This is a genomic window from Bradyrhizobium sp. TM102 (assembly GCF_009176685.1).
GTDB lineage: Bacteria > Pseudomonadota > Alphaproteobacteria > Rhizobiales > Xanthobacteraceae > Bradyrhizobium > Bradyrhizobium ottawaense.
Genome location: NZ_AP021855.1, coordinates 3,697,211 through 3,717,781, shown reverse-complemented (window position 1 = coordinate 3,717,781; position 20,571 = coordinate 3,697,211). Strand labels below are relative to the sequence as shown.

General features: G+C 64.3%; 19 protein-coding genes and 1 pseudogene. 14 read left to right on the top strand and 6 right to left on the bottom strand.

The annotated features are described in order from the left end of the window. Window positions 1-18: 18 nt before the first annotated feature. A complete protein-coding gene (locus GDN70_RS17790; protein ID WP_152102844.1) occupies window positions 19-627 on the top strand; it encodes an FMN-dependent NADH-azoreductase in 609 nt (202 codons plus the stop codon). A gap of 66 nt (window positions 628-693) precedes the next feature. Here GDN70_RS17790 and GDN70_RS17785 read toward each other — a convergent pair whose 3' ends face one another. Further along, window positions 694-1,467: an SDR family oxidoreductase gene (locus tag GDN70_RS17785; protein ID WP_173015829.1), complete on the bottom strand. Its 774-nt coding sequence runs from the start codon at window positions 1,465-1,467 to the stop codon at window positions 694-696. 122 nt (window positions 1,468-1,589) lie between these two features. Between GDN70_RS17785 and GDN70_RS17780 the strand changes: the two genes are divergently transcribed. Further along, window positions 1,590-2,054, top strand: coding sequence for a helix-turn-helix domain-containing protein (locus tag GDN70_RS17780; protein ID WP_028143940.1), 465 nt, complete (start codon window positions 1,590-1,592; stop codon window positions 2,052-2,054). A gap of 166 nt (window positions 2,055-2,220) precedes the next feature. After that, the gene (locus GDN70_RS17775) at window positions 2,221-2,775 is read left to right on the top strand and encodes a flavodoxin family protein (protein ID WP_028143941.1); all 555 of its coding nucleotides are present in this window, start codon (window positions 2,221-2,223) and stop codon (window positions 2,773-2,775) included. A gap of 210 nt (window positions 2,776-2,985) precedes the next feature. On the opposite strand, the gene GDN70_RS17770 is transcribed toward GDN70_RS17775, so the two are convergent. Further along, window positions 2,986-3,141, bottom strand: a complete 156-nt coding sequence (locus tag GDN70_RS17770; RefSeq protein ID WP_240536454.1) for a hypothetical protein — start codon at window positions 3,139-3,141, stop codon at window positions 2,986-2,988. Between the two features lie 311 nt (window positions 3,142-3,452). Between GDN70_RS17770 and topA the strand changes: the two genes are divergently transcribed. From topA to GDN70_RS17750, 4 genes are read left to right on the top strand one after another with little or no spacing between them, the layout of a single operon-like run. Beyond that, on the top strand, window positions 3,453-6,194 hold the full coding sequence (topA, locus tag GDN70_RS17765) for a type I DNA topoisomerase (RefSeq protein ID WP_152102842.1): 2,742 nt from the start codon (window positions 3,453-3,455) through the stop codon (window positions 6,192-6,194). 20 nt (window positions 6,195-6,214) lie between these two features. After that, window positions 6,215-8,584 carry a ribonuclease R gene (gene rnr / locus GDN70_RS17760; RefSeq protein ID WP_152102841.1) on the top strand — a complete coding sequence of 790 codons (2,370 nt, stop codon included), beginning with the start codon at window positions 6,215-6,217 and terminating at the stop codon, window positions 8,582-8,584. Further along, window positions 8,578-9,018: a DUF983 domain-containing protein gene (locus tag GDN70_RS17755; RefSeq protein WP_091967049.1), complete on the top strand. Its 441-nt coding sequence runs from the start codon at window positions 8,578-8,580 to the stop codon at window positions 9,016-9,018. The genes rnr and GDN70_RS17755 overlap by 7 nt, the downstream gene beginning before the upstream one ends. A gap of 29 nt (window positions 9,019-9,047) precedes the next feature. Further along, a complete protein-coding gene (locus tag GDN70_RS17750; protein ID WP_028143946.1) occupies window positions 9,048-9,800 on the top strand; it encodes an NUDIX domain-containing protein in 753 nt (250 codons plus the stop codon). On the opposite strand, the gene GDN70_RS17745 is transcribed toward GDN70_RS17750, so the two are convergent. Then, entirely contained in the window at window positions 9,801-10,343 is a 543-nt protein-coding gene (locus tag GDN70_RS17745; RefSeq protein WP_028143947.1) for a hypothetical protein, read from the bottom strand. It lies immediately after the preceding gene. Between the two features lie 67 nt (window positions 10,344-10,410). Here GDN70_RS17745 and GDN70_RS17740 point away from each other — a divergent pair. The 4 genes and pseudogenes from GDN70_RS17740 to rpmG form a co-directional block, all read left to right on the top strand. Next, a pseudogene (locus tag GDN70_RS17740) lies at window positions 10,411-10,583 on the top strand (NUDIX hydrolase); the annotation flags it as partial. Window positions 10,584-10,613: 30 nt separating this feature from the next. Continuing rightward, window positions 10,614-11,951 (top strand): amidohydrolase, encoded by a 1,338-nt coding sequence (locus GDN70_RS17735; protein ID WP_028143949.1) that lies wholly within the window; start codon window positions 10,614-10,616, stop codon window positions 11,949-11,951. Between the two features lie 202 nt (window positions 11,952-12,153). Further along, window positions 12,154-13,479 (top strand): LLM class flavin-dependent oxidoreductase, encoded by a 1,326-nt coding sequence (locus GDN70_RS17730; protein ID WP_028143950.1) that lies wholly within the window; start codon window positions 12,154-12,156, stop codon window positions 13,477-13,479. 124 nt (window positions 13,480-13,603) lie between these two features. Then, window positions 13,604-13,771, top strand: coding sequence for a 50S ribosomal protein L33 (gene rpmG, locus GDN70_RS17725; protein ID WP_008139339.1), 168 nt, complete (start codon window positions 13,604-13,606; stop codon window positions 13,769-13,771). A gap of 1,009 nt (window positions 13,772-14,780) precedes the next feature. On the opposite strand, the gene GDN70_RS17715 is transcribed toward rpmG, so the two are convergent. Next, window positions 14,781-16,019: an MFS transporter gene (locus tag GDN70_RS17715; RefSeq protein WP_028143951.1), complete on the bottom strand. Its 1,239-nt coding sequence runs from the start codon at window positions 16,017-16,019 to the stop codon at window positions 14,781-14,783. A 129-nt stretch (window positions 16,020-16,148) separates the two neighbouring features. Here GDN70_RS17715 and GDN70_RS17710 point away from each other — a divergent pair, with 129 nt between their 5' ends. Beyond that, entirely contained in the window at window positions 16,149-16,763 is a 615-nt protein-coding gene (locus GDN70_RS17710) for a TetR/AcrR family transcriptional regulator (protein ID WP_152102840.1), read from the top strand. A gap of 149 nt (window positions 16,764-16,912) precedes the next feature. Beyond that, complete coding sequence (locus GDN70_RS17705) at window positions 16,913-17,116, top strand: hypothetical protein (RefSeq protein ID WP_038972441.1); 204 nt, start codon at window positions 16,913-16,915, stop codon at window positions 17,114-17,116. A 1,123-nt stretch (window positions 17,117-18,239) separates the two neighbouring features. Here GDN70_RS17705 and GDN70_RS17700 read toward each other — a convergent pair. Next, on the bottom strand, window positions 18,240-19,613 hold the full coding sequence (locus GDN70_RS17700) for a PleD family two-component system response regulator (RefSeq protein ID WP_028143954.1): 1,374 nt from the start codon (window positions 19,611-19,613) through the stop codon (window positions 18,240-18,242). A 14-nt stretch (window positions 19,614-19,627) separates the two neighbouring features. Beyond that, window positions 19,628-19,993, bottom strand: a complete 366-nt coding sequence (locus GDN70_RS17695; protein WP_008130064.1) for a response regulator — start codon at window positions 19,991-19,993, stop codon at window positions 19,628-19,630. A 241-nt stretch (window positions 19,994-20,234) separates the two neighbouring features. On the opposite strand from GDN70_RS17695, the gene GDN70_RS17690 reads away from it, so the two are divergent. Next, window positions 20,235-20,546, top strand: a complete 312-nt coding sequence (locus GDN70_RS17690) for a DUF3572 domain-containing protein (protein ID WP_152102839.1) — start codon at window positions 20,235-20,237, stop codon at window positions 20,544-20,546. The last annotated feature ends 25 nt before the right edge of the window (window positions 20,547-20,571 follow it).

Genomic DNA, 20,571 nt, shown 5'->3' with positions numbered 1-20,571 from the left:
ATACCAGGGTGACCCCAAATGAAACTGCTCCATCTCGATTCCAGCGTCCTCGGCCCCCACTCGGTCAGCCGGCAGGTCTCGGCAGCCATCGTCGACCGCTTGCGCCAGGCGACGCCTGCGCTGGACATCACCTATCGCGATCTGACCGAGAGCCCGCTCGCCCATCTTTCCGGCTCGCATCTGGCGGCTGCGCAAGGCGCGCCGACGCCGGCGGAACTCGGACCCGACCTCGCCGCGAGCGCGGCCGTGCTGGACGAGTTTCTCGCCGCCGACATCGTCGTGATCGGCGCGCCCATGTACAATTTCACCATTCCCAGCCAGCTCAAGGCCTGGATCGACCGCATCCTCATTGCGGGCAAGACGTTCAGCTATGGGGCGAATGGACCGCAAGGCCTTGCCGGCGGCAAGCGCGTGATCGTGGCGATCTCGCGCGGCGGCTACTACGGCGCGGAGACGCCATACGCGGCCGGCGAACATCTCGAAACCTATCTGCGCTGGGTGTTCGGCTTCATGGGTATCACCAATGTCGAATTCATCCCGGCCGACGGCATCCAGGTCGGGCCGGAGCACCGCGAAAAGGCGATCGCCGGCGCGCTCCAGTCGGCAACGAGCCTGCGCGCAGCCTAGCGCTCGCCACAGATTACCTGTCGGGCGCAACTCGCTCGTTGCGCCCGACCAGGTTCGCTCAGGCGATCATCCGCGATAGATCGGCGCGCCGCTCGGCGAGGCCACCGCGCCGCCGTCGACGAAGATCTCCTGGCCCTGCACATGCGCGGAATCATCGGAGGCAAGGAATAGCACCGTCTTCGCAACGTGATCGGTTTCGCCGATGCGCCCCAGAGGCGTCGACAGCGCGATCCGCTTCTCGAACGCCTTCTCGGCTTCCGGTGTTGCCGTCGCAGGTCCCCAGATCGGCGTGCGGGTCGCGCCGGGCGCGACCACGTTGACGCGGATGCCGCGCGGCGACAGCTCCGAGGCCATGATCCGCGCCATCGCGCGCACGCCGGCTTTCGCCGCGCCATAGGCCGAGTAGCCGGGAATGCCGAGCACGGAGATCACCGAGCCGTTGAGGATGATCGAGGCATTGTCGCTGAGATAAGGCAGTGCCGCCTGCACCGTGAAGAATACACTTGTCAGGTTCGTGCTGATAACCCTCTCGAAGACCTCGAGCGTGGCAGAGCCGAGCGGCGTGCCGCCGGCGATGCCGGCGTTGGCGAACACGATGTCGAACTTGCCGAACTTTTCGGCGCCCTGCTTGATCGCAGCTTCCGTCGCCGCGATGTCGGTGGCGTCGGCAGCGAGCGCGAGCGCGTTCGGCCCGAGTTCCTTGGCCGCCGCCTCCAGAGTCTGTTTGTTGCGTCCGGTGATCACCACCTTGGCGCCTTCGGCCACGAACAGTTTGGCCGTTGCCAGCCCGATGCCGCTGTTGCCGCCGGTGATCAGGGCCGTCTTGTTCTTCAGTCTCACGTTCGCCTCCAGTGGTTGCATCATAAAACTATGTTGCCATCTAGGGCATATGGTTTTATGATGCAACCACACAAGCGCGTGATCGGCCCGACGATCGTGCGAACGCGACAGGAATCGGAACGATGGTGAAACGAACCAGCTTCGAGGGCGATGCCTGCCCGATCGCGAGGTCGCTGGACGCGCTTGGCGATTGGTGGTCGCTGCTGATCATCCGCGAGGCGCTGTTCGGCCTGCGCCGCTTCGGCGAATTCCAGAGCAAGCTCGGCATGGCCAAGAACATCTTGTCGGTCCGGCTGCGCTCGCTGGTCGACCACGGCATCCTGGCAACCGCCCCCGCCTCCGACGGCAGCGCCTATCAGGAATATGTGCTGACCCCGAAGGGCCGCGGCACCTTCCCGATCCTGGTGGCGCTCAGACAATGGAGCGAGGAGTTCGACGATCACCCTAAGGAGATCGCGACCGTGTTGGTGGATCGCGCCAAGCACCGCCCGGTGAAGAAGCTCGAAATGCGTGCGGAGGACGGACGGCTGCTTACGCCCGCCGACACCATGTTGAAGCCGCGGCCGCCGCGGCGGCGGTCGGCGTGATGACGCACGGTTGCCACCACAGCGTCATTGAGCGCAGCGAAACAATCCAGATTGCCACTGCGGAAAGGCTCTGGATTGCTTCGCTGCGCTCGCAATGACGGCTTGAAAGGACTTGTACAAAATACAGACGGCGTCGAAGATGCTCAAATAGCCGAAAGTGGCACCCATGCCCCTGCTCGCCATCGTCTATTTTTCCATCTCCGGCACCACCGAGTCGCTGGCGCATGCAGTGGCGCGCGGAGCGGATGGCATTGCGCACGTCGCGCTGTGTCGCATCACGGGCGACGATATCGTGTCGGGCCGCTTCCAGAATGAGAGCTTATTGGAAACGATCGACCGCGCCAGCGCCGTCGCATTTGGCAGCCCGACCTACATGGGCGGAGCAGCGGCGCAATTCAAAGCCTTCGCAGACGCCTCAAGCGACCGGTGGACCCAGCAGCGATGGGCCAACAAGTTCGCAGCCGGATTCACCGCGGGCGCTCTCGCGGGGGGCGATCAACTCCACACCTTGACCTACTTCTCCATTCTGGCTGCGCAGCACGGCATGCTCTGGTGCGGGCTGGATATTCCGGGCGGGGAGGATCCGAGCGGCCGGAATCGGTTGGGCAGCCAACTTGGCTTGGCTACCCACTTGGTTGGCGGCTTGTTACCTCAAAGCGACGTCAGCACGGCCGAATATCTCGGCCAGCGATTGGCGGCAACGGCCAGCCGCAACGGCTAACGTCATCGTCATTGAGCGCAGCGACTTGTCCGCCGAAGCCTTGGCGAAGGCGGAAGCAATGCAGAATCTCTCCGCGGAGACAGTCTGGATTGCTTCGCTGCGCTCGCAATGACGGGGATGGAGCAGCGCTCTCAACTCTTTGACCGTCGACCTGAGGCGCTCGTCCTGCAAGGCAGGGCGAGCCTCAGGATGACGGGTTGGGTAGTGTCCTCACGACAGCTTGCGCTTGCTCCGCAGCCTCACATGCTCGTCGGCCTCGAGCTTGGTCATGCCTAGGAGATAATGCAGCACGTCGAGCTTGTGGCGCTCGGCGAGCTTGCGCAATGCCCCGACCTGCTCGGCGATGAAGGCGACGGCTTCGTCCACGCCGCCCTCCCCCGGTTCCTCGTGACGCGAGCCTCCCGGCGCGCCTGATGCGGCGCGCGCCCGTTTCTTTCCTGGCTTAGTCACCAGACCCCACCCGAATCCATGCCCCGCAGAAACATTACGCCGATAGCGATCGCAACTCCAAGGTGGTATTTTGCAACTTTCTCGATATGAAACTTTTCCCCTCCGGGCGACCTTCAACAGCCCTCGATTTGACAGGACCCGCCTCACCACCCATGTTCGGGGCGAAACGGCCGACCCGAGTCCTTTCGTTTTCGGCCTCAGATTTTCCCGTAAGTTACTGGAACTACATGAATATCGTCATTGTGGAGTCGCCGGCGAAAGCCAAGACGATCAACAAATATTTGGGCTCGTCCTATGAGGTTCTGGCCTCGTTCGGCCATGTCCGCGACCTGCCCGCGAAGAACGGCTCCGTCGATCCCGACGCCAATTTCAAGATGATCTGGGAGGTCGACCCCAAGGCGGCCGGCCGGCTCAACGACATCGCCAAGTCCCTGAAGAACGCCGACCGCCTGATTCTCGCCACCGACCCTGATCGCGAGGGCGAGGCCATCTCCTGGCACGTGCTGGAGGTGCTGAAGGAAAAGCGCGCGCTGAAGGACCAGAAGATCGAGCGGGTGGTGTTCAACGCCATCACCAAGCAGGCGGTCTCGGACGCCATGAAGCATCCGCGCCAGATCGACGGCGCGCTGGTCGACGCCTATATGGCGCGCCGCGCGCTGGACTATCTGGTCGGCTTCACCCTCTCCCCGGTGCTGTGGCGCAAGCTGCCGGGCGCCCGCTCCGCCGGCCGCGTGCAGTCGGTGGCGCTGCGCCTCGTGTGCGACCGCGAGCTCGAGATCGAGAAATTCGTCGCGCGTGAATATTGGTCGCTGATCGCGACCCTGCTCACCCCGCGCGGCGATGCGTTCGAGGCTCGCCTCGTCGGCGCCGACGGCAAGAAGATCCAGCGCCTGGACATCGGAACCGGCGCGGAAGCCGAAGACTTCAAGAAGGCGCTGGAGACGGCCGCCTATGCCGTGACCTCGGTAGACGCGAAGCCCGCCCGGCGCAATCCGCAGGCGCCCTTCACCACCTCGACGCTGCAGCAGGAAGCCAGCCGCAAGTACGGCTTTGCGCCGGCGCACACGATGCGCATCGCCCAGCGCCTCTATGAAGGCATCGACATCGGCGGCGAGACCACCGGACTCATTACTTATATGCGTACCGACGGCGTGCAGATCGCCCCCGAGGCGATCACCCAGGCGCGCAAGGTGATCGGCGAGGATTACGGCAACGCCTATGTGCCGGACGCTCCGCGCCAGTACCAGGCCAAGGCCAAGAACGCCCAGGAAGCGCACGAAGCGATCCGTCCGACCGACATGTCCCGCCGCCCCGACAGCATGAGCCGCAAGCTCGATGCCGATCAGGCGCGGCTTTATGAGCTGATCTGGAAGCGCACCATCGCGAGCCAGATGGAATCGGCCGAGCTCGAGCGCACCACCGTCGACATCACGGCGAAGGCAGGCTCCCGCACGCTGGAGCTGCGCGCCACCGGCCAGGTGGTCAAGTTCGACGGCTTCCTCGCGCTCTACCAGGAAGGCCGCGACGACGAGGAGGACGAGGACTCCCGCCGCCTGCCCGCGATGAGCCCGAACGACGCGCTCAAGCGGCAGAGCCTGTCCGTCACCCAGCATTTTACCGAGCCGCCGCCGCGCTTCTCCGAGGCCTCGCTGGTCAAGCGCATGGAAGAGCTCGGCATCGGCCGGCCCTCGACCTATGCCTCGATCCTGCAGGTCCTGAAGGACCGCGGCTACGTCAAGCTGGAGAAGAAGCGCCTGCACGGCGAGGACAAGGGCCGCGTCGTGATCGCGTTCCTCGAGAGCTTCTTCGCCCGCTACGTCGAATACGATTTTACGGCGGGTCTCGAGGAGCAGCTCGACCGCATCTCCAACAACGAGATCTCCTGGCAGCAGGTGCTGAAGGATTTCTGGACCGGTTTCATCGGCGCCGTCGACGACATCAAGGATCTGCGCGTCGCGCAGGTGCTCGACGTGCTCGACGAGATGCTCGGGCCGCACATCTATCCGCCCCGTGCCGACGGCGGCGACGTCAGGCAGTGCCCGAACTGCGGCACCGGCCGGCTCAACCTGAAGGCCGGCAAGTTCGGCGCCTTCGTCGGCTGCTCAAATTATCCGGAGTGCCGATACACCCGCCAGCTCGCCGCCGATGGCGAGGCCAGCGCCGACCGTTCGCTCGGCCAGGATCCCGACACCGGCTTCGATGTCTGGGTCAAGGCCGGCCGGTTTGGTCCCTATATCCAGCTCGGCGAGCAGAAGGATTATGCGGAAGGCGAGAAGCCGAAGCGCGCCGGCATTCCGAAGGGCACGTCGCCCGGCGATGTCGAGCTCGAGCTTGCGCTGAAGCTGCTGTCGCTGCCGCGCGAGATCGGCAAGCATCCGGAAACCGGCCAGCCGATCACCGCAGGCCTCGGCCGCTTCGGGCCGTTCGTCAAGCATGAGAAGACCTATGCCAGCCTGGAGGCCGGCGACGAGGTGTTCGACATCGGCCTCAACCGCGCGGTGACGCTGATCGCGGAAAAGGTCGCCAAGGGCCCGAGCCGCCGCTTCGGCGCCGATCCCGGCAAGGCGATCGGCGATCATCCCTCGCTCGGCACCGTCACCGTGAAGAGCGGCCGCTACGGCGCTTATGTCACCGCCGGCGGTGTCAACGCGACGATCCCCGCCGAGTTCGAAAAGGACACCGTCACGCTGGCACAGGCGATCGCGCTGATCGACGAGCGGGCTGCCAAGGGCGGCGGCAAGAAGCCGAAGAAGGCAGCGAAGCCGGCCAAGGCCAAGAAGACTGCAGAGAAGGCTGCGGACGGCGATGACGCCGCGCCGAAGAAGAAACCGGCCGCGAAGAAGGCGGCCAAATCGAAAACTGAATCCACCAGCAAGGCGCGCGCAGCCGTGTCGTCGACCGCAAAAACGTCGCCGACCAAGGCAGCCGCCCCCAAGGCCCCGGCCAAGAAGAGTGCCGGCAAGACTTGAGATCAAGAATTAGAGGTTAAGTGAAACGCAAGAATGACCGTGGCTTTCCCGACAGGCAAGCCATCGTCGCCTTCATCAAGGCAAATCAAGGAAACGTCGGCACCCGCGAAATTGCGCGCGAGTTCGGCCTGAAGAACGCCGATCGCGTCGAGCTCAAGCGCATATTGCGCGAGCTCGCCGACGACGGAACCGTCAAGAAGAAGCGCCACAAGGTGTCCGAGCCGGACGCGCTGCCGCCGACGCTGGTCGCCGACATTACCGGCCGCGACCAGGACGGCGAATTGATCGCCTCCCCCACCGAATGGGACGAGGTCGAAAGCGGCGAGCCCCCCAAAATCCGCATCCAGATGCCGCGCCGGCCAAAGCCAGGCACCGTCGCCGGCGTCCGCGATCGCGTGCTGCTACGCGTCGAGCCGACGTCCGAGACCGAAGGCCCCGCCTATCGCGGCCACATCATCAAGGTCTTCGACAAGGCCAAGAGCCGCATCCTCGGCGTGTTTCGCAGCCTGCCCGAAGGCGGCGGACGGCTCGTGCCCGTCGACAAGAAGTCCGCGGACCGCGAGCTGAACATCGCCGCGGCCGACACACACGGCGCGCAGGACGGCGATCTCGTCAGCGTCGACATCGTCCGCACGCGCAGCTTTGGGCTGGCGTCCGGCCGGGTGAAAGAGAAGCTCGGCTCGGTCAAGTCGGAGAAGGCGATCAGCCTGATCGCGATCTACGCCCACGACATCCCGCTGCAATTCTCGCCCGCCGCGATGCGCGATACGGAAGCGGCGGAGCCGGCCAATTTGAAGGGCCGCGAGGATTGGCGCGACGTGCCGCTTCTCACCATCGATCCGCCCGACGCCAAGGATCACGACGACGCGGTGCACGCGCAGCCCGATGAAGATCCCAACAACAAGGGCGGCTTCATCGTCAACGTCGCCATTGCCGATGTCAGCTTCTACGTCCAGCCGGGCAGCGCGCTCGACCGCGACGCGCTCGACCGCGGCAATTCGGTCTATTTCCCCGACCGCGTCGTGCCGATGCTGCCCGAGCGCATCTCGAACGATCTCTGCTCGCTGGTGCCGGGCGAGCCGCGTGGCGCGCTCGCGGTGCGCATGGTGCTCGGCCCCGACGGCCGCAAGCGCTCGCACAGCTTCCACCGCATCCTGATGCGCTCGGCGGCCAAGCTGAGCTACGCGCAGGCGCAGGCCGCGATCGACGGCCGGCCTGATGACACCACCGGCCCCCTGCTCGATCCGATATTGAGGCCGCTCTATGCCGCCTATGCCTGCGCCAAGCGCGCCCGCGACGAGCGCGATCCGCTCAATCTCGATCTGCCCGAGCGCAAGATCCTCCTGAAGAGCGACGGCACGGTCGACCGGGTCGTCGTGCCCGAGCGCCTCGACGCGCACAAGCTGATCGAGGAGTTCATGATCCTCGCCAACGTCGCAGCCGCCGAGATGCTGGAGAAGAAGTCGCTCCCGCTGATCTACCGCGTGCATGACGAGCCAACCTTGGAAAAGGTCCACGCACTCGCGGAATTTCTGGAGACGCTCGACGTTCCCTTCGCCAAATCAGGCGCTCTGCGTCCCACCACATTCAACCGCGTGCTGGCCCGGCTCGAAGGCCATGATTATTACCCGCTGGTGAGCGAGGTCGTGCTGCGCGCCCAGGCGCAGGCCGAATACTCTTCGGAGAATTACGGGCACTTCGGCCTGAATTTGCGCCGCTACGCGCATTTCACTTCGCCGATCCGCCGCTATGCCGACCTCGTCGTGCACCGCGCGCTGGTCCGAGCGCTCGGTCTCGGCGAAGGCGCCCTGCCCGACAGCGAGACGCCGGAAAGCCTCGGCGAGGTCGCAGCCCACATCTCGGTGACCGAGCGCCGCGCGATGAAGGCGGAGCGCGAGACCGTCGACCGGCTGATTGCCCATCACCTGGCTGATCGCATCGGCGCGAGTTTCCAGGGCCGGGTCTCCGGCGTCACCCGCGCCGGCCTGTTCGTCAAGCTCGCCGAGACCGGCGCCGACGGCCTGATCCCGATCCGATCCCTCGGCACGGAATATTTCAACTATGACGAGAGCCGACACGCCCTCGTCGGCACGCGCAGCCGCACCATGTATCAGCTGGGGGACGTGGTCGACGTCCGCCTGATCGAGGCAGCGCCGATCGCGGGCGCGCTGCGCTTCGAGCTGCTGTCGTCCTCCAGTGAGACCGCGCCGCGCGAACGCAGACCATCCGGTCCGCAGCGCCGCCCCTCGTTCAAGGCGCAGCCCGGACGCAGCCCGGATAGAAAACGCAAGCCGGGAAAGCCAAAATCCGGCAAGGGGAAGAAGGGCCAGGGAAAGAATAAAGGAAAGAACAAGGGCAAAGGCGGCGGTAAAAAGGGCAAAGCATGGTGACGATGAGCACGGCCCCAAAAATCTGGACGCGCGAGACGGGTCTCGTCGAGAAGCGCGATCTCTGGACGGCGATGAAGCGCGGCTTTCGCGGCCGCTGCCCGCGCTGTGGCGAGGGCAAACTGTTCCGCGCCTTCCTGAAGACCGCAGACGATTGCGCCAAATGCGGCCTCGATTTCACGCCGCACCGCGCCGACGATCTGCCCGCCTATCTCGTGATCGTCATCGTCGGTCACATCGTGGTGCCCACGATCCTCTGGATCGAGACCAATTACACGACGCCGGTCTGGCTCAGCTTCGCGGCCTATCTGCCCTTCACCTTCGTCGCCTCGCTCGCGCTGCTACAGCCGGTGAAGGGAGCTGTGGTCGGCCTGCAATGGGCTCTGCGCATGCACGGGTTTGACGAGAACCCTCCGGATGGTATTCCGCCGGTGTAAGCAAGAAGTAAAAAGCGTTGGGTGAGGACATGACGGATATTGCGCAAGTCGCGGAGAAGGCCAAGGTCCACGAGGAGAAGGAAGCCGATCATCATCCCTATTTCCGTCCGAGGGATGCGGCAACGCTGATCCTGGTCGACCGCAGCGGTGCCATTCCGAAAGTGCTGGTCGGCAAGCGCCACGACAAGGTGGTGTTCATGCCCGGCAAGTTCGTCTTCCCCGGCGGACGCGTCGACAAGGCCGACTATCGCGTGCCCTGTGCTGCGCCCATCACCGCCGAACTGGAGGCCAATCTCGCCAAGGGCAGCCCAAAGACGCCGGCCTCGCGCGCGAAGTCGCTCGCCATTGCCGCGATCCGCGAGGCCTGCGAAGAAACCGGCCTCTGCCTCGGGCGGACGGCCGAGGGCAAAGTGTCAAAACTCGACGGCCCCTGGAAGCCGTTTGCCGATGCGGGCCTGCTGCCCGATCCCTCCAGCCTGTTCCTGATCGCGCGCGCGATCACCCCGCCCGGCCGCGTCAAGCGGTTCGACACGCGCTTCTTCACCGCGGACGCCTCCGCGATCGCCCACCGCGTCGACGGCGTGATCCATGCCGATGCCGAACTGGTCGAACTGGTCTGGGTCGAGCTCGGCTCCAAGCCGCTGGCCGATTTGCATCCGATGACGCGCAACGTGCTCAACGAGCTCCACACCCGCCTTGCCACCGGCCCGCTGCGCCACGATGCGCCGGTGCCGTTCTTCCATTTCTACGGCGGCAAGATGCAGAAGGATATTTTGGGCTAGTCAGTCCGCGTCCGGCTCGGTGCCGACATAATCGCGCGTCGGCAGCTTGAGGACGCGGCCGATCTCGCTTGCGAGCTGATCCGCCTCCTCTCGACGCGTGAAGCTCTGAAGTGTGATCGGCTCGATGCCCTTGTTGCCGCAGAGATTGACGTCGTACGTCCTCAGATCCGTATCGTAGTCGTCGATGACGCTGATGAAGTGATAGTCGGCGAGATTGCGCGACGAGCGAATGTTCAGCGGGCCGAACTGCCTGGTGATCACGATCTGGCGCAGCGTCTCGTTGAGCACGACGAAGTAGCGGAACGTCAGCAGGATGATGCCGGGGATGCCGACGAGCAGCCCGAACCCCGTGAACACCAGCACCGGCACGAGATCGTCGGCGAGCCTTCCGAAGCCGAAGAAATCCTGGCGCAGGCCGAGCGCGACATTCCACAGCAGATAGCCGCTTGCCGCCAGCAGCGGCAGCGACAGCAGCCGGCCGACCCATGGCATGGGCCGGTCGATGCGGACGATGCCGCCGTCCAAGGTCATTGCGCCGGCCATGAAGGGTCTCCTCGCGGGGTCATGGCTTGGTCGGCGCAAGCAGCGGATTGGTTCGAAGAGACGCCTCGATGCGGGGCTGGACAAGCCGCTCTGGGTCGGGCTCGGCTCAAAACCGCTCGCCAATCTGCATCCGATGACGCGCAACCTGCTCAACGCGACAGCCCGCTCCGCCGCGATGCGCCGGTGCCGTTCTTCCATTTCTATGGCGGAAAGATGCGACGAGATGTGCTAGGTGAATAAAAGAGCGCTTAAAAACAACCGGAGGATCGGATGATGCGCTTCGTAAGGCCTCTACTCGCTTCCGTGGCGTTGTATAGCCTGCTCTCGCCGTCCGCCCATGCGGAGCTCGACGTCGCCAGGTTGAAGCAAACCATCGAGACCGCCTTCGAGAGCGAATATCCGAAGCTCGACGCGCTCTATAAGGACATCCACGCCCATCCCGAGATTGCCTTCCAGGAGGAGAAGACTGCGGCGAAACTCGCCGGCGAGATGCGTGCGATTGGTTTTGAAGTCACCGAGCACGTCGGCAAGACGGGCCTTGTTGCCATCTACAGGAACGGTGACGGTCCCACCATCATGGTTCGCACCGAGCTTGATGCGCTACCCATGGAGGAGAAGACCGGCCTGCCCTATGCCAGCCGCGACAAGCAGATCTGGCAGGGCCGCGAGACATTCGTCGCCCATAGCTGCGGCCATGACATCCACATGGCGAGCTGGGTCGGCACGGCGAAGACCCTGGTCGGCATCAAGGACCAGTGGCACGGTACGCTGATGTTCATCGCGCAGCCCGCCGAGGAAGAGGTCGCGGGCGCAAGGGCGATGATCGCCGATGGCCTGTTCACCCGCTTTCCGAAGCCCGATGCGGGATTTGCCCTGCACGACGGCAGTGGGGCCTACGGCTCCGTGACCTACAGGGTCGGGGTCGGATCGTCGAATGTCGACGGTCTCTTCATCAGATTCGTCGGCCGCGGCGGTCATGGCGCGATACCGCAGGCGACCATCGATCCCGTGATGATGGCATCGCGCTTTGTCGTCGATGTCCAGAGCGTGATCAGCCGCGAGAAGGACCCGACCGAATTCGGCCTTGTCACCATCGGCGCGATCCACGCCGGCACCGCCGGCAATGTCATCCCCGACGAGGCCAGGGTGATCGGCACGATCCGCAGCTTCAAGCCGCAGGTGCGCGCGAGGATGCTGGCCGGGATCGAGCGAACGGCGAAAGCGGTGGCGGCGATGGCGGATGCGCCTGCGCCCGAAATCCACCTCGACGAAGGCACCAAGGCGGTAGTGAACGATGCCGCGGTGGTCGGCCAGGCCGAGCGGGTGCTGAAAGCGGCCTTCGGCGACAAGCTCAACGTCAGCCCTGCGAACACGACCAGCGAAGACTATTCGGAATATGTCAACGCCGGCGTGCCGTCGATGTTCTTCAACATCGGCGTTTATGAGCCCGACCGCGTCGCCGCCGCGCGCAACGGCAGCGGCCCGCCGCTTCCCGGCAATCACTCGCCGCAATTCGCCCCGGTGCCGAAACCGACCATCCAGACCGGCGTCACCGCGATGACGCTCGCCGTGCTGAGCGCCTTCGATCAAAGGGCCCGGGGGCAGTAGCCCTCCTCGGTGTGCGCGGCTTGATGGATTCTCAGATGCGCAATTGCGCATCGTGGCTCGCGCGAAGGGGCGCGCCCCGGAATGACGCGATTGTGCTGAGCGGACATCGAAAAACGAAAAAATCTTCCCGCCTCCCCCAATGGCGCAGCTCCCCGGCGTCCCTATGTCTTTCCTCAGCGTCACCAAGAACGGACACCGGGCGATGGCACAACGGCAACTCAAGCTTGGCGCGTTCATGCGCCCGATCAGCATCCACACCGGCGCCTGGCGCTATCCCGGGGCCTGGCCTGACGCCAATTTCAACTTCTCGCACATCAAGCAGCTGATCCAGAAGCTCGAGGCCGGCAAGTTCGACGCCTTCTTCATGGCCGATCACCTCGCCGTGCTGAACATGCCGGTCAATGCGCTCAAGCGCAGCCACACCGTCACCTCCTTTGAGCCGTTCACGCTGCTGTCGGCGCTCTCGGCGGTCACCGACCGGATCGGCCTGATCGCCACCGGCTCGACCACCTTCGACGAGCCCTATCACGTCGCGCGGCGCTTCGCCTCGCTCGACCATCTCAGCGGCGGCCGCGCCGGCTGGAATATCGTCACGACATCGAACCCGGACGCGGCCCTGAATTTCGGCCTCGACGATCACATGGAGCATGCCGAGCGCTACAAGCGCGCCCGCGAGTTCTACGATGTCGTCACGGGCCTGTGGGATTCCTTCGCCGACGATGCCTTCGTGCGCGATGTCGAGAGCGGGCTATTCTTCGATCCTTCGAAAATGCATACGCTCGATCACAACGGCAAATATCTGAAGGTACGTGGCCCCCTCAACATCGCGCGTCCCGTGCAGGGCTGGCCGGTGATCGTGCAGGCCGGCGCCTCCGAGGACGGCAAGCAGCTCGCCGCCGAAACGGCGGAAGCCGTGTTCACCGGCGGCGGCAGCCTCGCCGACGGACAGAAGCTCTATGCCGACATCAAGGGCCGCATGGAGACCATCGGCCGCGATCCCGAGCATCTGAAGATCCTCCCCGGCGCCTTCGTCGTGGTCGGCGACAGCGTCGATGAGGCCAAGGAGAAACGCGCGCTGCTCGACAGCCGCGTGCATTACGATAGCGCCATCGCCTCGCTCTCGGTCATCCTCGGCACCGATGCCTCGGGCTTCGATCCGGACGGCCAATTGCCTGACATCCCCGAGACCAACGCCAGCAAGAGCGGCCGGCAGCGCATGGTCGACCTCGCCAAGCGCGACAAGCTGACGGTGCGCCAGCTCGCCCAGCGCGTCGGCGGCTATGGCGGGCTGTCCTTCGTCGGCACCGCCAAAACCATCGCCGACCAGATGGAGGAATGGCTGGTCGGGCGCGGCTCCGACGGCTTCAACATCATGTTCCCGTTCCTGCCCGCCGGGCTCGACGATTTCGTCGACAAGGTGGTCCCGGAGCTGCAGCGGCGCGGGATTTTCCGCAAAGAGTATGAAGGGCCCACTTTGAGGGAGAATCTGGGCCTGCCGCGCCCCAAAAATCGGTTCTTCGAGGGATAATCGGGCCGTTTTGGGTGGTTTCCGCCCCCTAAAACCTTGACATCAGTCGGTTTCTGGCTAGGTTGCCGGCCAACGCGGGCCGTTTGGCCGGCTCCAGATTCCCCAATTTTCTGAGGTTCAGAACATGGCCAAAGCGGTCACCATCAAGGTCAAGCTCGTGTCCTCGGCCGACACCGGCTTCTACTACACCGCCAAGAAGAATTCGCGCACCATGACCGACAAGCTGGTCAAGAAGAAGTACGACCCGGTCGCGCGCAAGCACGTCGAATTCCGCGAAGCCAAGATCAAGTAAAAGATCAAGTCAGATCGCGGACAAGCATTGAAGCGTTTTGCGGGGCCCTTTCGGGCCCCGTTTCATTTTGGCCCTCTCGTGTCCCGGACGCGCTGCAGCGCGCCTTTGCGCTGCTGCGCAGAGCCGGGACCCAGAACGCGATACGCGACGCTGCGGCCGCATGGGCCCCGGCTCTGCAGCGCACAATGAATTGACGTGCTCCACTTTCTCCTGACCACCATGGCCCATCATTACGCAAACGGCTCTTCAACCTTCAGTTGCTCGACCCGTAATGTCTGTTACCGTGCACTTCCCGGCACGGAATTTCCGCCCGGATTTGGGAAGGACATGGTCATGAGATTGTCATCGAGCCTTGTCGTGCCTTCAACGATCGCTGTCTTGTCAACCGCCTTGCTGTGCGCCCCGGCAGCGTCGCAAATCCCGACAGGCCCCGCCGCCACGCTTCCCCCCGTCACTATCGATGCGCCGAAGCAGGTGGCAAAGCCGCACGTGTCGGAGCGGGGAGCGAACACAACGGCGCCGCGTCGGACTGCGTCAACCACTCGAACGGCAACCGCGCGCACGCCTTCCTATGCACCAGGTTCTGTGATGGGGAGGATAGCCAGCCTGGAGAAAGTCGCCAGCAGCTGCAACGGTGGCTGTGCATCAAGCTTCCGGCACGGCAAGGAGCCCTGGATTGGATGCAGCGAGTCGGGCGGCAATGTGAACTATGGACCTTTCTCGCCGACGTGCCGAGACACCATCACCCACACATCCTACGAAAATTGCGTCGAGACGAAGGTGTTCCTGGGCGAGTTTCGAAACAGAGCCCACTGGTTTTGCAGCAGCCTGCAGGCCGGCAACAGGTTCAAGGTCGCCGATCTCAAGCGGTCGGGACATCGCTAGTCCATACCGCTCGCCGGTTGCTGCAAGCGCTTATCCCAATCCGTCATCCCGGCGCGACGGCGAAGCCGTCGTCGCCTGAGGTGCGAGTGGCGCGATGCACAGCATCGCGCGGGGACCGAACGCCTCACGCCGCCTCCAACACCGGCGACGGAGGTTGCGACGGCCGGAGCAGCGCGAACGCGACCTGCACGATGCCGCCGGCCAAGCCCAGCGCCACGCCGATGCGCCAGGCCATGGTGTAGGAGCCGAGCGCGTCGTAGAGCACTCCGCCGCCATAGGCGCCGAGGAAGCTGCCGATCTGGTGGCTCATGAAGGCGAGGCCCTGGATCATCGCCTGCCAGCGCAGGCCGAACATCTCGGCGACCGCGCCCGCGACCAGCGGCCCTACGCCCATCCAGAGGAAGCCCATGATGGCGCCGAACAGCAACGTCGAGAACGGCGTTGCCGGCAGCATGAAGTACCAGGCTAGCGCCAGCGAGCGCAGGATGTAGATCGCACCCAGCAGCGCCAGCTTGTTCCAGCGCTCGCCGGCCCAGCCGAAGAACAGCGAGCCGAGCACGTTGAAGCCGCCGATCATGCCGAGCGTCTGCGCGCTCAGCATCGGATCGAGGCCGCAGATCGCAAGGTATGACGGCAGATGCGTGGTGAGGAAGACCAGCTGCATGCCGCAGACGAGATAGGCGCAGGTCATCACCACGAAGGAGGCATTGCCGAACGCGGTCCTCGCCGCGGTCGCAGCCGTGGCATCGTCGATCTCGTCGGCAGCCGGCTTCGGCAGCGGGACCTGGTCGACGCGCCCCGCGTACCACGCGGCCGGAATCATCAGCACCGACATGACGACGAAGCCGGCGAGCCCGACGCGCCAGCCAAACCCCTCATTGAGCATCTGCCCGATCGGCGCCGACAGCAGCGCGCCCAGCGAGCCCGCGCCGGAGACGATGCCGAGCACGGTGGAGCGCACCGTTGCGGGCACCGCGCGTGCCGCCACCGACATCGCGATCGCGGCCGCGGTGCAGGCGAGCGATGTGCCGATCAACACGCCGGCGCCGATCATGATGCTGACGAGGCCGTTCGCGGTCGCCATCAGAAGGAGGCCTGCGATGTACATCAGCGCGCCGACGATCATGATCGGGCGGAAGCCGTAGCGCACCGTCATCGCGCCGGCGAGCGGCTGGAGAAAGCCCCAGGCGAGGTTCTGCACTGCCAGCGCCAGCGTGAAATCCGAGATCGAAATGTGGATGTCGTGCGTCAGCGGCTGCATGAAGATGCCGAGGCTCTGCCGCAGCCCCATGCTGAGCGTCAGCATGATCGAGGCGCCGATCAGGATGGGCAATGTCGGACGCAGGACCTGCAACAGGGGCATATTCTTCTCCCTCGCGGACACGGCGCAAATGCCGTCGTCTGAAATATCGGTTGATTTTGGTTACACAGACCTGTGTACTTAGGCTATGATCGACCTGTGCTGTCAAGCGAACAGGACGCATTCCACTGCATGGCTCCCCCGCCCGCCCCACAGACGATGAAAGAGCGGATCCTCGAGACCGCCGACAAGCTGTTCTATCTGCAGGGCATTCGTGCCATCGGCGTCGACACCATCGCGGCCGAGATCGGCATCAGCAAACGCACGCTGTACAACCACTTCCCCTCCAAGGACGCGCTGATTGCGGCTTACCTCGAGCGCCGCTTCGTGAGCGCGCGCCCCTCCGACAAGCCGCCGGCCGAGCAGATCCTCGCCACCTTCGATTCGCTGGAGCGGCGGTTTGCGGCCAAGGACTTTCGCGGCTGCCCGTTCGTCAACGCGGTCGCCGAGCTCGGCCCGGCCGACCGTGCCGTGAAGAAGATCGCGATCGCCTTCAAGGAAAGCCGCCGCCTCTGGTTTCGCGACCGCCTGAACGAGCTCGGCGTGGCGGAGGCGGATGCGCTCGCAACGCAGCTGGTGCTGCTGGTCGACGGCTCGATCGCGCAGGACCTCGTCCGCGACGATCCGGCGATGGCGCGTGCGGCGAAGGAAGCGGCGAAGGTGCTGCTGCGGAATGCGGGGGTGGATGTGGGCGGGGAAGCGAAGCCGGCGATGAAACGGGGCAAGAGAGTGGTCCAGCATCCCTGAGGGAGTGGAATGGCACTCCTCAGGGACGAATTGAACCTTGCCTATCATCGCGCATTGAAGACGCATCACCGATCAATGGCTCGTCCTGCAGACGTCGGTGGCTGAGAGACCGCTTTTGCGCTCCCCTGCCAGCCATGAGAGGGGCAAAGATGGCCCACCCGTTCGGCGTCGAACACTTCCCGATCGCACCCGCCTCGATCCCGCCGATGGCACCTCTCAAGGCCGCGAGCGGGAGATTGGCTGATTTAGTCCTCGGCTCACTCTTCTTTGCCACCATAACCATCGCGATGTCCGGCTGGCTGTACGTGCTCTTTTTGCTTGTCCACGCTGTCGCAGCCTGGCTGCTGGCGTAGTAGCCGCTCCCTTGAGGGCTGGACCTTAGGAACCTTGAGGCCATGGGCTGATTGAACGCCCATGCCAATTTACCCCTTCGATATCCACCATGACGGCGGCGTTTTTATCGGTGACGAAGGGGCCGAAGTTACCGATCTGAGCGCTGCCGAGACGCGAGCTCTTGAGCTCTAGGCCAAGCTATTCTCGATCACGCCCGTCACCGCAGGACAGGCTTCACCAAGATCGAGGTCAGAGACGGCGGAGGCCGGGTCGTGGCATCAACCTCCGCCACAGTCTCTCTGGAACGCTTGATCCCCTGAAGGGATGCGGTCACCGCTCAATGTGAGCAAAATTGACCACCCTGCAAAGACCGCATATGCGACATTTTTCCGCTTATCGCATATCAGCAGAAGGCGGAGATCGAAATGCTCCCGCCTTCTTGGATCGGAGACGGTAATGGGAAACAAGCCAGGGCCTTTGTCAGAAACCGGGCCGACGATTTTGGAGCACTATATGCGCGCCGCGCGTGAGGACATGGACGGTCCCGCACTCCTCAAGTTGCTGAAAAAGCTTGAGGACGAGATAGCAAGGCGGGGGCGGCTTGCTTGAAAGGAGCGGAGATAAACACCGCCGTGGAATGTCGAGAGGCACGCGATCACAGAGGAAGAGCGATCAGCCGAGGCTAACACACTAGCGAGCGCAGGACTTTTCGGTTTTATTCTCGCCCTTTGCATGTTCGGAGGAGGCTTCACGTTAGTGGCTGCAGGATTTTGCTATCTGGCCCAGTTTGGCGCGACTAATCCCGCGATGCAGACGCAATTCATCGGCTAGCGCCCCAAGCGCTCCTGAGAGGAGTGGACTGCACAGGTCAGTCCCGTAACCCCACGCGCCCCGTCACTCCGGAGCTGTTTTGCCCGGGCCGCCGAGGCCCGGAAGCAATGTCTGGCGATTTCTCTCTGGCCGGACTCTTGCTGCCGCATCGGGACAGACCGTGATGCTTCGTTACACTCCTGTATTGCCCGGACGCGTCGAACGGCGCGCTCCTCCGCACGAGCGATTTCGCTGCCCTCGCCTAACCTATTGATCGAGCTAACGCCGGCTACTGTGCATGGGGTTGTTTTCGCGATTTTGCGCAGCCGGACCTTACGCCGCCTGCGATACCACCCGATTACGCCCGTCGTGCTTGGCGCGGTAGAGCGCGGTGTCGGCGCGCTTGAGCACGTCGGCGACCGCCTCGCCCTTCTGCTCCAGCGTGGTCAGGCCGATCGAGATCGTGACCTCGATGCGCTTCGCCCCTTTGTGAATCGCGAACGGCTCGCCCGCGATCGAGCGGCGCAGGCGCTCGGCGACCATGCCGGCGACGTGGAGATCGGTCTCCGGCATGACGATGACGAACTCCTCGCCGCCGTAGCGGCAGGCCAGATCAATGCCGCGGATCGACTTGCGCACCCGCACCGCGAACTCGCGCAGCACGTCGTCGCCGGCGTCGTGGCCGTAATTGTCGTTGATGGACTTGAAGAAGTCGATGTCCAGGATCATCAGCGCCAGCGGCTTGCCGCGGGTCGCGGCCTGCTCGGCGAGCGTCGCCAGATGGCTCTCCATGTAGCGGCGATTGTGCAGGCCGGTGAGCGCGTCCGTGATCGCCATCTCGATCGAGTTCTGCACGTTGTCGCGCAGATGATCGGTATAGCGGCGGCGGCGGATCTGGGTGCGGGCCCGCGCCAAGAGCTCGATCTTGTCGATGGGACGCAGCAGATAGTCGTTGACCCCGATCTCGAGGCCGCGGAGCAGCCGCGTCGAGTTCTCGGGGTCCGCGATCGCCAGGATCGGCACATGGCGCGTGCGCTCCAGCGAGCGCGCCTGGCTGCAGAGGCGGAGGCCGTCGAAATTGTTGAGGTCGAGCGAGACGATCAGCAAATCGTAATTGCCCTCGGCGGCGTGGAACAGCGCTTCCGTCGGGTTCGGTTCGACGTCGATGGTGTGCTCGGCGGCGAGGATCGTCGCCAGCCGCTCGTAGGAGGACGGACGGTCGTCCACCAGCAGGATGCGGCCACCCTTGCCGGTGTCGGCCACGGCGCTGCGCTCGGGCGCCTGCATGCCGATCTCGAGCGAGGTGATGGCGCGCATGCGCAGCTCATCGGTCATCATCTTCAGCCGCGTCAGCGAGCGCACCCGCGCGATCAGCACGACGTCGGAGACGGGTTTGGTCAGGAAGTCGTCGGCGCCCGCTTCCAGCCCGCGGTTGCGGTCCGAGGGACTGTCGAGCGCCGTCACCATGACGACAGGAATGTGGTGCGTGGCCGGATCGGTCTTGAGGCGGCGGCAGACTTCAAAGCCGTCGATGTCGGGCATCATCACGTCGAGCAGGATGATGTCGCATTCGGCGCGTTGACAGATCGCCAGCGCCTCGGTGCCGTTCGAGGCGGTCATCACGTCGAAATATTCGGCAGAGAGGCGGGCCTCGAGCAGCTTGACGTTGGCAGGGACGTCATCGACGACCAGGATACGCGCGGACACTGTGAACTCACTTCCTATCCGATGAAACGCCGGACCGTCTCAATGAATTTGCCGACCGAGATCGGCTTGGACAAATAGGCCTCGCAGCCGCCCTCGCGGATGCGCTCTTCGTCGCCCTTCATCGCGAACGCCGTGACCGCGACGACGGGAATGGAACGCAGCTCCGGATCGTCCTTGATCCAGCGCGTCACCTCGAGCCCGGAGACCTGCGGCAATTGGATATCCATCAGCACGAGGTCGGGCCGCATCTTGCGAACGAGGTCGAGCGCCTCGTAGCCGTTGCTGGTGCCGGAGGTCTGGTAGCCGTGCGCCTCCAACAGGTCGCGGAAGAGCTTCATGTTGAGCTCGTTGTCTTCCACGATCAGGACGGTCTTAGCCATCCCGCCCTCCTGATTGGTCCGCAGACCCATACATGTAACGCCTCAGGCGCCGCTCGCCGGCGCTTCGAAAACTGGATTCAAACTAGCCTCAGATTCGCTTGAGTTTCGTTAAACCCGAGGGTCGACTTTCTGCGATGTGGTTTCCAGTTGCTTGCCTGGGGTCGGAAGACTCAGGGCCGAGACTCGGGCATGATGATTCCAAATTAGAGACCGAAAGTTAACGGAAAGGCAAACCGTCCCCTTGAAAAAGCCTGTTCACAACCCCCGCGAAGTCGCTGAAATCGTTGCGATTCAGGCGCTCTCTTTCGTTGCGAGCGATCCCGAGCGGCTGGGCCTGTTTCTCGCCGAGACGGGGGTCGGTCCGGAGACCCTGCGCAATGCCGCCGCGGACCCGAATTTCCTGCTCAGCGTGCTCGATTTCGTGATGCGCGATGACGCCACCGTGAAGGCCTTTGCCTCGACCGCGGAACTGCATCCGACCAACGTCGCAGCAGCGCGACAGGTCCTCGGTGACGTGCTCGGCGACCCCTCCTGGGAGCGCGACGTGCCGTGACCGCCTCTGATGCGGTCGGGCCCCG

Coding starts and splice junctions, on each gene's coding strand:
- GDN70_RS17790 (WP_152102844.1), top strand. CDS start 19: ATGAAACTGCTCCATCTCGATTCCAGCGTCCTCGGCCCCCACTCGGTC.
- GDN70_RS17775 (WP_028143941.1), top strand. CDS start 2,221: ATGCCCCTGCTCGCCATCGTCTATTTTTCCATCTCCGGCACCACCGAG.
- GDN70_RS17715 (WP_028143951.1), bottom strand. CDS start 16,019: ATGCCCCTGTTGCAGGTCCTGCGTCCGACATTGCCCATCCTGATCGGC.
- GDN70_RS17735 (WP_028143949.1), top strand. CDS start 10,614: ATGATGCGCTTCGTAAGGCCTCTACTCGCTTCCGTGGCGTTGTATAGC.
- GDN70_RS17750 (WP_028143946.1), top strand. CDS start 9,048: ATGACGGATATTGCGCAAGTCGCGGAGAAGGCCAAGGTCCACGAGGAG.
- GDN70_RS17705 (WP_038972441.1), top strand. CDS start 16,913: ATGGCCCACCCGTTCGGCGTCGAACACTTCCCGATCGCACCCGCCTCG.
- GDN70_RS17730 (WP_028143950.1), top strand. CDS start 12,154: ATGGCACAACGGCAACTCAAGCTTGGCGCGTTCATGCGCCCGATCAGC.
- rpmG (WP_008139339.1), top strand. CDS start 13,604: ATGGCCAAAGCGGTCACCATCAAGGTCAAGCTCGTGTCCTCGGCCGAC.
- GDN70_RS17695 (WP_008130064.1), bottom strand. CDS start 19,993: ATGGCTAAGACCGTCCTGATCGTGGAAGACAACGAGCTCAACATGAAG.
- GDN70_RS17710 (WP_152102840.1), top strand. CDS start 16,149: ATGGCTCCCCCGCCCGCCCCACAGACGATGAAAGAGCGGATCCTCGAG.
- GDN70_RS17755 (WP_091967049.1), top strand. CDS start 8,578: ATGGTGACGATGAGCACGGCCCCAAAAATCTGGACGCGCGAGACGGGT.
- GDN70_RS17745 (WP_028143947.1), bottom strand. CDS start 10,343: ATGGCCGGCGCAATGACCTTGGACGGCGGCATCGTCCGCATCGACCGG.
- GDN70_RS17780 (WP_028143940.1), top strand. CDS start 1,590: ATGGTGAAACGAACCAGCTTCGAGGGCGATGCCTGCCCGATCGCGAGG.
- topA (WP_152102842.1), top strand. CDS start 3,453: ATGAATATCGTCATTGTGGAGTCGCCGGCGAAAGCCAAGACGATCAAC.